This is a genomic window from Mesorhizobium sp. IMUNJ 23232 (genome assembly GCF_044326205.1).
Lineage (GTDB): Bacteria > Pseudomonadota > Alphaproteobacteria > Rhizobiales > Rhizobiaceae > Kumtagia.
Window position 1 is genome coordinate 1 of record NZ_JBIRCY010000108.1, and the last position, 11,064, is coordinate 11,064.

Below are 11,064 nucleotides of genomic sequence, written 5' to 3' on the forward strand. Positions count from 1 at the left end.
CGAAAGCCAAAACCAAAAATTTCCGACACGGTGGCCGCCATGCGCCGCCTCGGCCTTGCCGTCACCCTGTCGAGAGAAGACTTTGCCCGCTATGAAGCCGAACGGAAAGTCGCCGAACGGCGTGCCGCCAGGCCGCGTGGACAAAACCTTTCGCTGCTCGATGCGCTGAAATATCCGTTCCGCATCCGCCGCAACTATGTGCCGGCGCATGCCGCCCCGCGCATCCGGTCGATCGACGACGATGCGCCACGCATCCCCCTGCCGCCGCCGCCGTCGCAGAACGATCCGATCAATGCGGCAAAGCTGACGCTCAGGCTGGACGCGCTGGGTCAGGCACTCGACGATCTTCCCGGCCAGGCGCAGCGTTTCGCCCGCTGGAAGGCGCGCAACGATGCAGGTCTTGCACGCGACAAGGCGGCCCGCGACGCGGCGGCAGCGCAGGGCAAGCCTGGTCCGGCCCGCTTCCGGCGTTTTTCGCCGCTGCGGCGCGGGCGGCCGCCGGGCGGAAGATTACCGCGCATCGATCCGGATGCTCCGAAACGCAAGAACATCCGCGAGGTCGACGAGATTCTGGCGCATGCCAATGCCATGGCGCATTACGCGCTGGAGCCGCCGAGGCGCAAATCGTCTTGACGGTGCCCTTGCGGACAAAAAGGCGAAGGGATTGGCAGCCGGCGCGGATTTTCCACGCCGGGACGACGATGGCCGCTGTCGGCGCGGACTCATCCGTTGGCGAAACCGCCGAAACTCGACGCCAAAACGAACAGGCCGGCCACGGGTTCGGCGCGGTCCATGCGGATGGTGTCGGCGGACAGCGCGATGATTTTCATATCGGCCTTTGCCAGAATCCGCCGGACATAATCCTCCGAATGCGCGTAGCGGCGGGTTCCGCGCAGGGTGAAATCCTGCGGGCCGTCATGCCTCTCCACCGAGAACGCGAAAAGGCCGCCCGGCAACAGAGCTGAACCCACGGTCGCAACGACGCGCTCCAGCGCGCCGACATAAATGAAAACGTCCGCAGCGGTGATGAGGTCGGCGCTGCGGGTTTCCAGCGCCAGGCGCTGGAGGTCGGATTTCACCAACCTGTCGTAGACCTTTCGAGCGCCCGCCTTCTTCAGCATGGCGGCGGAGATGTCGTGTCCTTCGAGATGGCCAACGAAAGGCCGCAGTCTTTCGCCCATCAGGCCGGTGCCGCAGCCGAGGTCGACGGCGTGGCTGAACCTGCGGCCGGGCGCGGCGGCATGGATGGCTTCGGCGATCAATTCGGGCCCGCGATAGCGCAGCGTTTTGACCAGCGCATCGTCGAATTTCTCCGCATACTGGTCGAAAAGCGTCTCGACGAAGGCGCTGGGCGGAGCGTCGGCCGCGGGTGCTGCGCCGATAAGCTCAAGCTTCAGCGCGGCGCCGGGACGGTCCGCCGGCTCCAGCTTGAGCACCATGCGCCAAGCCCGCTCGGCCTCGGCAGGCGCGCCCGCCGCCTCCTGAAACTCCCCCAACCGGAACCAGCCCATCGCCCATCCGGGCGCCAGCTCCAGCGCCCCCAGCATCAGTTCGGCCGCCGCTCCATGCTCGCCATCGGCAAACAGCATTTCCGCGTAGTCGGCGCGGCGGTCGGCGATCAGGTCGCCGGAGGATGCGGGAAGCAATTTCATGACGTGCTCAGGCCCGCGAATGTCAGGGCCGGGCATCTATGATCGAGTCAGGAGACCGTTTCAACGGGCTTCCCGAGTCTGAATAAAAGCCTATCTTGAAGACCATGCGCGCCCGCGACCTGCTTCATCCCCGCCCCGAGGGCCTCTACTGCCCGCCCGGCGATTTTTTCATCGACCCGGTCAGGCCGGTCGGCCGCGCGCTGATCACCCATGGCCACTCGGACCATGCGCGCTCCGGCCATGGCTCGGTACTCGCCACCCGGGAAACGCTCGACATCATGGCGCTGCGCTATGGCGAAGGTTTTGCCGGCGCGACGCAGGCGGCCGCTCTCGGCGACAGGATCACGATCAACGGCGTTTCGGTGACCTTCCACCCCGCCGGCCATGTGTTGGGCTCGGCGCAGATCGCCGTCGAGCACGGCGGCATCCGCATCGTCGCCTCCGGCGACTACAAGCGGCAGCGCGACAGTACCTGCGCCGCCTTCGAGCCCGTCGCCTGCGACGTCTTCATCACCGAGGCAACCTTCGGCCTTCCGGTTTTCCGCCATCCGCCGGACACAGAGGAGATCGGCCGGCTGCTCAAGTCGGTAAAGCAGTTTCCCGAGAGCGCGCATCTCGTCGGCGCCTATGCGCTGGGCAAGGCGCAGCGCGTGATGCGGCTGCTGCGCGAATCCGGTTTCGAAAAGCCGATCCACATCCACGGCGCGCTGGCCAAACTCTCCGGCTACTACCAGAGCCGCGGCATCGATCTCGGCGACCTCCAGCCAGCGACCCTGGAGCCGGGCAGCAAGGGCGACTTTGCCGGCGCCATCGTCATCGGCCCACCCTCGGCCTTCGCCGACCGCTGGGCGCGGCGCTTTCCCGAACCGATCTCCTGCTTCGCGTCGGGCTGGATGCGCATCCGCCAGCGCGCCAAGCAGCGCGGCGTCGAGCTGCCGCTGATCATCTCCGACCATTCCGACTGGGACGAGCTGACCGAGACGATCCTGGAAACCGGCGCGTCCGAAGTCTGGGTGACACACGGCCGCGAGGAGGCGCTGGTGCGCTGGTGCGAGCTCGCCGGGATCGCGGCCCGGCCGCTGCATCTGGTCGGCTACGAGGACGAGGGGGACTGATGGAGGCTTTCGCCGAACTCCTCGACCGCCTTGTGCTGACGCCGTCGCGCAACGGCAAGCTGAAGCTGCTCACCGACTATTTCGCCGCCACCCCGGACCCCGATCGCGGCCTGGCGCTGGCTGCCATCACCGGCGACCTCACCATCGCTTCGGTCAAGCCGGCAATGCTGCGCACGCTGGTCATGGAGCGCATGGACCCAGTTCTGTTCGGCTATTCCTACGACTATGTCGGCGATCTCGCGGAGACGGTGTCGCTGGTCTGGCCGGACGCGGAGGCGCATCGCATGCCCAACCGTTCACCCAGCCTCGCCGACGTCGTCGGCGCGCTGCAGGCGGCCAGCCGCTCGGACGGACCGTCGGTGCTGGCGCATCTGCTCGACACGGCCGGCATCTCGGCGCGCTACGCCATCATCAAGCTGGTCACCGGCGGCCTGCGCATCGGCGTGTCGGCCAGGCTCGCCAAGCAGGCACTAGCCGACCTGGGCAAGATCGACGCGGCCGAGATCGAGGAAGTGTGGCACGGGCTCGACCCGCCCTACGCGTCGCTGTTCGCGTGGCTGGAGGGCAAGGCGCCACGGCCGGAAAAGACGGCGCGCGCGCTGTTCCGCTCGGTCATGCTGTCGCACGCCGTCGAAGACAATGACCTCGCCAGGATCAACCCCGCCGACTATGCTGCCGAATGGAAATGGGACGGAATTCGCGTCCAGGCAGTGGCGGAAGGTGGCCTGCGAAAGCTGTATTCGCGCACCGGCGACGAAATCTCTGGCGCCTTCCCCGATCTCCTTGAGGCGATGACCTTCGACGGCGCGCTCGACGGCGAACTTCTGGTCGGTCATCCGCCCGAGCACACCGGCACTTTTTCCGACCTGCAGCAGCGGCTGAACCGCAAGAGCGTATCGCCGAAGATGCGCGAGCGCTTTCCGGTGTTCGTGCGCTGCTACGACCTATTGCAGGATGGGCCGGAGGATCTGCGCGCCCTGCCCTTCCTCGATCGGCGTAGCCGCCTCGAAAGCTTCGTCGCCCGGCTCGATCCGGCGCGCTTCGATCTGTCGCCGATCACGGCGTTCACCGACTGGGAGGCCCTCGACGACATGCGGCGACACCCGCCGCATCCGGTCATCGAAGGCGTGATGATCAAGCAGAAGACCTCGCCCTATCTGGCCGGGCGGCCGAAAGGCCCCTGGTTCAAATGGAAGCGCGACCCCTACACTGTCGACGCGGTGCTGATGTATGCGCAGCGCGGCCATGGCAAGCGCTCCAGCTTCTATTCCGACTATACGTTCGGCGTCTGGGCTGGCCCGGAAGGCGGCGAGGAGCTCGTGCCGGTCGGAAAGGCCTATTTCGGCTTCACCGACGAGGAACTGAAGCAGATCGACAAATATGTGCGCGACAACACGGTCGAGCGTTTCGGCCCGGTGCGCTCGGTGCGCGCCGACCGCAAGAGCGGGCTGGTGCTGGAGATCGCCTTCGAAGGCCTGAACCGCTCCACGCGGCATAAATCCGGCGTCGCCATGCGTTTTCCGCGCATCTCGCGCCTGCGCTGGGACAAACCCGCCGCCGAAGCCGACCGGATCGAGACACTGCAGGCGCTGCTCGACGAGCCGAAACTTGTCGTGGCGAAAGCCGGATAACGATCCGGCCTGCCATGCGGCCCCCTACGGGGCGACCGACACCTTGATCTCGTAGATGTCGACTGCCTTGCCCTGGTTGGCGAAGTCCGAGATGATGGCGATGGTGCCGCCGGCTCCTGGGCGCTTTGCGGGTAGGTCAAGCTCGAACAGGAAGTCGGCTTTCTCGTAGCCCACCGCGTAACGCTTGCGGCCGCAATCGCCGAGTTCGCCGAAATTGCAGTCGACCGCCATTTCGGTCTCCTGGCCCTCGGCGGCGCGCGCCACGATATCGAACGTCGCCTTCTTGCCGGCAAGCTGTTCCAACACGCCCTGGCCGACGTCGAAGACGATCGCCGAGCCGGATTCTCCCGACCGTATGCGGAAGAAGCTTCCTCCCTCATCCTCCATGGCTTCCGCGGTTGTGTCCGAGGGCGCGCTGACGGAGGTGGCGTCGGACGGCGAGAAGATGCCGACCCAGGCGCGGTCTTCGCCGGGTTGGCTGGAAAGCACCGGCGGCTCCTCGTTCTCGGGAATGAAGTCCTCGCCCTCGGCGGTCGCCGGCGGGTTGGGCACCGAGGTGTCGCGCTCGGCCGGCGACTTGAACAGGCCGGTCTGGAAGGCGAACAGGAAACCCATGCCGAGCAGGGCGGCCAGCGAGGCGACGATGAAAAACACCGCCAGCGGCTTGCGGCCGCGGCGCGAGCGCGCAGCGTCGGGATCCGGCGCGACCGAGGGGCCGCTGTCCAGCCCAACGCCTTCGGATGGCGTCGCCAGTTCGCCGCGTATGTCGAAAGCACCGAGATCGCCGGGGCCAGCCGGCTCATGCCGTCTGCCGGCAGGGTCGACCGAGACTTGCGGCACCTCGACAGCCGGCGCGGCGCCCGGCTCCATCCGCATTTCGAAAGCGCCGGCAAGCGGATCGGCGGGTTCCGGCTCGACCGCGTGAACCGCCGGAATGAATTCCGTCTCGATCTCGACGATCTTGGCCTGCAAAACCTTGCGGCGGTTGATCGCCGCCTCGACCGTCAGGTTCGGATTGGCCTGCAAGGCACGGTCGAGTGCCGCGAACGCTTTGCGGTAGACGTTCTCGCGAAACGTCTTGTCCTCGGCGTTGCCCTTTTCAAAGGCGCTGCGGATCGCTTTTTCGATCGGGTCCAAACCGTACTCCCACGAACCACTCCGGACTCTCGTTAACCGCAGCCGGCGTTCCAAGCAACGGCGGCAGCGGCGCAAACACGGTTCGACACGACGCAAAACGCCTTCTCACATGAATCTGCCGATTTGGGCAGGCCCGCAGCGGCTTATTCTTCGCCTCCCCCTTTTTCACCTCACTACGCCGGCTTTCGTCCCATTGCGCCGGAGACTCTCCTGCAGCGCTCCGCCTTATCCCGCCATTCCTGGCCAAGCCGATGCCGAATTCTTCCAATATCTCGATAAAGTCCCCTTCCGCATCCGCGATTCGAACGGCAGGCGGGCTTGTGTTTGCCGCACAATACGGTTATCAGGCGCGAGTCGTCCGGGTTCGTTCCGGAGGCCGGCCGCCGCTTTAGCTCAGTCGGTAGAGCACATCATTCGTAATTAGCGGGTCCGCTAGAGAATGAGGTTCGAAGCCAGTGGGTTGGGGCTGGTGAGTGAAAGTTAGTAGGGCCATAGTATGGCCAGTGTGAAGGGTTAAGCCGCTTTAGCTCAGTTGGTAGAGCACATCATTCGTAATGATGGGGTCAGGTGTTCGAGTCACCTAAGCGGCACCACTTCCCAGCCCGAGGAAGTCAAAGTGCGCAGATGACCGGTGGTCCATACGATCCGAGAGCCGTCGCCAACCTCATGCTGGACGAGGCTGACAGGTCGGGGATCAAGGTCACCAATCTCGCCCTTCAAAAACTCCTCTACTTCGCCCATTCCATTTTCCTGATCGAAGGCAAACGACCTCTGGTCAGCGGCTATTTCGAGGCTTGGCAGTACGGGCCGGTGCATCCCACGGCCTACGCCGCGTTTAAGACGGCTGGCAGTTCCCCCATCGACTTCCGCGCGACTGGGCAGAACGTGATGACCGGCGAGCGTACGACACTCAGTCTGCCCGAAGACCTATCCGTTCGCCGACATTTGGCGCGTATTGTATCGTCCTATGGTCGTCTATCACCGGGACGGCTGGTGGACATCTCCCACGCCAAGGACGCGCCGTGGCACTACATTGCGGACAAAGGGCGAACGTCGGTTGCGCTGGGATTGCGAATCCCCGATGATGTAATCGTTAACCGATTCAAGAATCACAAGGTTTCCGTTGGCGCGGCTCCGGTCGCGGGAGAGCCGGATGAAGATACGCCGCTTACCTGAGATCGACCTTGCCCGCGTCGCAACGCTGCCGACCGACCAGAAGCGCCGCGCCCTTGAGCATTTCAAGCTCGGGCATCCAACGATCACCTACAAGCCAGTACGCTCCCGGTTCGCAGACATCTTCAATGTCCAGCCCGATATGTTCGCATCGGCCGATCCGACCGCATGGCCGGTTTTGGAACGACTGATACGGGCGAAGGCGACGTCCGAGGATGAGTGCGACGCCAACCTGCTCGTCGCCAAGGGGCTGCATGACTTCGCGCGCTCCCAAGCCCTGCGCAGCCGCTCTCAAGCCTTCTTCGCCCTGTCGCTGAGCGTCGGCGAGAAGGTAGAGTACTGGTTGCCGATGGTGACGGCGCTGGAGGATGCGCCACTGGTGATCTTCATCGATCCCAGGCGCGGCAAACGCCTGACGGCTGAGGCGAGGCGTTTCGTCTTCTCGATGATGCATGAGCATATCCGGGTCGCCAATCCCGACTTCGCCGCCGCTCGGCTCGGCATTGTTCAGTTCGGCGACGCCGCTGATGACCAGCGTCCAGTGAAGATGAGCACCGACGAAGGCGTCGAGCTTTTCGGCTTCGACCAGCTCGACCAGATGGTCAGCGAGACTTACGAAATCTGGCGCGAAGTCAGCGAGGCACGCGAGCACGAGGTTCGCCGCAAGGCCGCTGGTGGTGGTCACGGCCCCCTGTTCGGATGAGGCGCCTCAGCGCCCTTCCAACCGCCGCCTGACGGCTTTCCGCACGCGATACCAATAGGTCTGCTCTGCGCCGTCGCTATCGTACCACGCGCGCTCATGGCGGGCGAAAGCCTCAAGCTCCGGGTCGGGATAGCGGGCGATGATGTCGTCGGCCACGCTCGCGATGTCATCAACGGGGATCAGTCTTGGCTTTATGCCGTCGGTCCAGACCATCCACAGCACGAGGCCCACGAAGATGACGGCCTGCCCGCCGAAGAAGATCAGCAAGAGCCAGTTGAAGACATATCCCAGAGTATCGAATGTCGCCATGATACAGAACCACAACGCCCACCTTAGCAATATGAGATGTTATAGTTCTCGTTTGTGAGAATGCAAAGTTCTCATTTCTCGATTTGCGCAGCCGATTGCCGCCTTCGTCAGGAAGAGGTGCGCAATGGAGCTTCAGCGACTATTCGGTGCGAATGTGCGCCATCACCGAAAGGCCAAGGGCTGGACCCTTGAGCAGCTTGCCGGTCAGGTTGGCGTCTCCCGCGAGACCATCGGCAAAATCGAACGAGGCGTAGCCGCGCCGCTTTTCGAGACAGCGGAGAAAATAGCGATGGTGCTCGACGTTCCCGCGCCAGTCCTATTCGGTGCCGACACCGTACCGGGAACAGGCGAGAGAGCGCGGCTGTTGACTGAGATCAACGGCACCCTTTCGAGGATGAACGAAGAGCAGCTTGGCCGGGCAGCCAAAATGCTGAAGGCGTTTGTGGGGTAGCGTTTCACCACCTGCAAATGGCCTCCGAGGTAGGCTAAGCACGGCTGCGCTTGGGGCTGGGCCCCCCACACTGCATAAGCAGCGCCAGCGGGCATCTGAAGGCCGCTCAGAGGCCATCCGAGGTGTTGGTGGCTAAGGTTGCGCCCCACGGGTGGCAGCCCGGTACAGGGCCAACGGCTGAGTGAGTGCAACCGATATGGTTGATATGGTCAGTATGGGCAAAGGGGGGCATTTAGGGGCGGCGGCAACAAGGGCTGGCGATTGGCAAAGCAACCATGCTGCCCATATCGCCCATTTTTGGCGGCGTGGGGTCAGAACGGGTCGCTTGTGCGTCCGTCCGAGTCGCTTGTGCGCCCGTCCTGCCAGTCTTCGAGATCGTTCGACCACGGTACTTTCTGGCCGGCATGTGCCTCGAACGCGCGCCGACATTGGGACAACGGGGGGAAGGTGTACCGCGTTGACCGCGACCGTGTCGCATTCGGCCCGTGACCATCTATGAACCAGCCGCTCTGCACATCCTTGATGCCAGGAATGATCGCTCTCATGCGTTTGCCGAAGTCGCCCTTGTTCACGTACTGCCCGCCAGGATGTGCGGTGCGCATCTCGTTGAACATGGCCTGCACAGTCGTTGCTCCAGGTCCATTGCCCGGTGCGTCGGGTTGCGGAAGCAAGCCGTCGTCGAGAAATTGGAAGATGTAGCGGAACTCCGGTCCTTGGGCCCGAAGGATCTGGTCGAACAACCCCGCAGTCTTGATCGTGCGGCGTGGATCGGGACCGGCAGTGACATCGCGATTCAGCAGGTCGTACAGCATTCCTTCCCGCCCACCGGCTTCGAACTGCTGCGCGAGCGCCGTAAAGTAGTCGCGGTCACCGCGTCGTTTGTCGCTCACTTCAAACATTTGCCAGCGGCGGTCAGCAAGGTCGGCCGGAACAATGGATGCCGCGTTCGAAGCCACCATGTAGATCGTCCGGTTCCGAATCCGCATCGGGTCGATGCCCTTAGCTTCCAGCATAATGTAGGGCTCCGTTACGCGTGTCTTGATTGTTCCGGCATCCTGCCGATTGCCACCCCATATGCCTTCGTCGATGAAGATGAAGCGCCGTCCGAACAGATGCGCGTTGAAGCGCCCGCTCACATGCGATTCCTGGGTTATGGTCGTGTAGTGCCGACCCCAGAGGCTTCCATAGCTATGGGCAAGAACACCCTTGCCAACACCGGGTAGACCCGAAAGCACGGGGGCCGTTCCAAGGACATCTCCGGGTCGTTGAACGCCAAGGGCAAGCCAATTCAGCATCCATTCGTTCAATTCTGAATCACCGTCGCAGATATTCTCAGCAATGTGTTCCTCGAGGATGCTCCAGTCGCCCGGTTCCGGTCTAATCGCAAAGCCGGTCCAGATGTTATAGGTATCGCCATTGCGGCCGGGCGGCAGACCCGGATTGAAGTCGATACGCCGATAGTGGTCGGCATCGGAACTAGAGAGCCAATAGACCGGCAAAGGCACCTGTTCGACCGTCTTGCCGGTTGAGACAAGAACACTCTCCGACCTGTGCCGATCCCGTAGCACCTCTTTTGAAATCCACACGAACGCATTGTCCTCGTCCGGGTCGATCTGCTTTTCAACGATCATGGTTTTCGTGCCTTGGGTGACGATGCCGTACTTGGCGTTCATTTCACGGATTTGCGGCTCGCTGGGTCCGTTCCACCCTCCTTGCTGGGCCAGATAAAACAGGCTTCCGATGCCGACCGCGCCGTCGGGGTCGAGGCTATCCCAGACTTTTCGGCATTCACTTTCGCCCGGATACTTGGGCGACGACTTCGACCATTCGTCCCAAAGCTGGAAGCCGTTTTCACCGAAGGAGTGCTTGAGCACGAAACCCATCCGAATCCAGTTGTCGTAGTCATTCGCGGAAACATGCCGAAGGGCTGCGTTCGCCTGCGACTCGTCGCCCTTGAGCACCACGTCCGGCGGCGAAGGATAGCGGGGAGGCCGGGGCTGCTCGTCATGGGGAAGATCGTCCATCGGCAACAAGGCAAGAGGTGGCGCACGCAAATCCTCGATGGCCGCAGGCGTATAGCCATCTAGGGAAAGCGGCTGAAGATCGCCGTCGAGCGGAACGGAGCGTCGTGAGAACGGCAGTGCTATAGGATTCCCGAGCTTCCCTGCTGGAACTGAATCCTGCTTCGGATAGACCTCGATTTCGTCGTTGGCGATGCCGCCCGTGCCCGGCTTGAAACCGTGCTTGCGCATTATCCGCGCCAGAAGTCGGCGGACATCTCGACAATTCTGCGGCTCTCGCCAGACCAGCCAAATATGAATGCCTGATCCGCCTCCCGAGCGCACTACGAGAGGCGTGATGCCCCGCGAGCGCAAATCCTCGACAAGCGGCCGGGTGCGCTGGGCCACATCCTGCCAGTTCAGTTCCGATCCATGATTGTCGATGTCCAGAGCGGCGAGTCGTGTCGTTTCGCCCGCAAACAGATAGATGGCTATAGGCTGTTCGCCGCTCTGGTGAGCGGCGACAACATCTTGATTCAGGGCCTCCTCGGCCAAGAGATACCCCTTGCCGTTACGGACGTTGAACCGGCTGTAGCAGTCGGTTCGCCCATGACCGGCAAGGGAGAAAAGGAAGGCGAGTAAAGTCTTGTGGCTCGACTCAGACATGACCCGCCTCCGGGTCGCATTGCCGTTCTTCAAGCCAGTGCAGTACGGCGCTGAGACGATAGCGAATCGCGCCGCTCTTGGAGCCGGGGCGAAGCCTGATTGTCAATCGGCGCGCAAAGTTGACCCCGGATCGGCGTCCAATTTTGACCCCCTTCGTGCAGTGCGCGAGGGTGAGCGCCCGACCGGGTGAAGCTGGTCGGGGTCGCGCAGCCCGGTCGGGCGCGTTG

9 protein-coding genes, 1 tRNA gene and 1 pseudogene are annotated in these 11,064 nt (G+C 63.3%); 7 read left to right on the plus strand and 4 right to left on the minus strand.

Going from position 1 to position 11,064, the window contains the following annotated elements; translation table 11 throughout:
• A pseudogene (locus tag ACH196_RS36530) lies at positions 1 to 633 on the plus strand (hypothetical protein); the annotation flags it as partial.
• Between the two features lie 89 nt (positions 634 to 722).
• Here the strand turns inward: ACH196_RS36530 and ACH196_RS36535 are convergent.
• On the minus strand, positions 723 to 1,652 hold the full coding sequence (locus ACH196_RS36535; RefSeq protein WP_396651726.1) for a methyltransferase domain-containing protein: 930 nt from the start codon (positions 1,650 to 1,652) through the stop codon (positions 723 to 725).
• Positions 1,653 to 1,756: 104 nt separating this feature from the next.
• Here ACH196_RS36535 and ACH196_RS36540 point away from each other — a divergent pair, with 104 nt between their 5' ends.
• Positions 1,757 to 2,767 (plus strand): ligase-associated DNA damage response exonuclease, encoded by a 1,011-nt coding sequence (locus tag ACH196_RS36540; protein ID WP_396651731.1) that lies wholly within the window; start codon positions 1,757 to 1,759, stop codon positions 2,765 to 2,767.
• Positions 2,767 to 4,398, plus strand: coding sequence for a cisplatin damage response ATP-dependent DNA ligase (locus tag ACH196_RS36545; protein WP_396651727.1), 1,632 nt, complete (start codon positions 2,767 to 2,769; stop codon positions 4,396 to 4,398). The genes ACH196_RS36540 and ACH196_RS36545 overlap by 1 nt, the downstream gene beginning before the upstream one ends.
• 24 nt (positions 4,399 to 4,422) lie before the next feature.
• Here ACH196_RS36545 and ACH196_RS36550 read toward each other — a convergent pair whose 3' ends face one another.
• On the minus strand, positions 4,423 to 5,535 hold the full coding sequence (locus ACH196_RS36550; protein ID WP_396651728.1) for a hypothetical protein: 1,113 nt from the start codon (positions 5,533 to 5,535) through the stop codon (positions 4,423 to 4,425).
• A 517-nt stretch (positions 5,536 to 6,052) separates the two neighbouring features.
• On the opposite strand from ACH196_RS36550, the gene ACH196_RS36555 reads away from it, so the two are divergent.
• From ACH196_RS36555 to ACH196_RS36565, 3 genes are all read left to right on the plus strand, one after another.
• Positions 6,053 to 6,128, plus strand: a tRNA-Thr gene (locus ACH196_RS36555).
• 31 nt (positions 6,129 to 6,159) lie between these two features.
• A complete protein-coding gene (locus ACH196_RS36560) occupies positions 6,160 to 6,711 on the plus strand; it encodes a Panacea domain-containing protein (RefSeq protein WP_263806431.1) in 552 nt (183 codons plus the stop codon).
• A complete protein-coding gene (locus ACH196_RS36565) occupies positions 6,689 to 7,411 on the plus strand; it encodes a hypothetical protein (RefSeq protein ID WP_396651729.1) in 723 nt (240 codons plus the stop codon). Before ACH196_RS36560 ends, ACH196_RS36565 begins: the two co-directional genes overlap by 23 nt.
• 6 nt (positions 7,412 to 7,417) lie before the next feature.
• Here ACH196_RS36565 and ACH196_RS36570 read toward each other — a convergent pair whose 3' ends face one another.
• Entirely contained in the window at positions 7,418 to 7,720 is a 303-nt protein-coding gene (locus ACH196_RS36570) for a hypothetical protein (protein WP_056114626.1), read from the minus strand.
• Between the two features lie 124 nt (positions 7,721 to 7,844).
• Between ACH196_RS36570 and ACH196_RS36575 the strand changes: the two genes are divergently transcribed.
• Positions 7,845 to 8,171 (plus strand): helix-turn-helix domain-containing protein, encoded by a 327-nt coding sequence (locus ACH196_RS36575; RefSeq protein WP_056114623.1) that lies wholly within the window; start codon positions 7,845 to 7,847, stop codon positions 8,169 to 8,171.
• 311 nt (positions 8,172 to 8,482) lie between these two features.
• Here ACH196_RS36575 and ACH196_RS36580 read toward each other — a convergent pair whose 3' ends face one another.
• Positions 8,483 to 10,837: a PriCT-2 domain-containing protein gene (locus ACH196_RS36580; protein ID WP_396651730.1), complete on the minus strand. Its 2,355-nt coding sequence runs from the start codon at positions 10,835 to 10,837 to the stop codon at positions 8,483 to 8,485.
• Between the last annotated feature and the right edge of the window lie 227 nt (positions 10,838 to 11,064).

Coding starts and splice junctions, on each gene's coding strand:
- ACH196_RS36560 (WP_263806431.1), top strand. CDS start 6,160: ATGACCGGTGGTCCATACGATCCGAGAGCCGTCGCCAACCTCATGCTG.
- ACH196_RS36580 (WP_396651730.1), bottom strand. CDS start 10,837: ATGTCTGAGTCGAGCCACAAGACTTTACTCGCCTTCCTTTTCTCCCTT.
- ACH196_RS36545 (WP_396651727.1), top strand. CDS start 2,767: ATGGAGGCTTTCGCCGAACTCCTCGACCGCCTTGTGCTGACGCCGTCG.
- ACH196_RS36570 (WP_056114626.1), bottom strand. CDS start 7,720: ATGGCGACATTCGATACTCTGGGATATGTCTTCAACTGGCTCTTGCTG.
- ACH196_RS36575 (WP_056114623.1), top strand. CDS start 7,845: ATGGAGCTTCAGCGACTATTCGGTGCGAATGTGCGCCATCACCGAAAG.
- ACH196_RS36535 (WP_396651726.1), bottom strand. CDS start 1,652: ATGAAATTGCTTCCCGCATCCTCCGGCGACCTGATCGCCGACCGCCGC.
- ACH196_RS36540 (WP_396651731.1), top strand. CDS start 1,757: ATGCGCGCCCGCGACCTGCTTCATCCCCGCCCCGAGGGCCTCTACTGC.
- ACH196_RS36565 (WP_396651729.1), top strand. CDS start 6,689: ATGAAGATACGCCGCTTACCTGAGATCGACCTTGCCCGCGTCGCAACG.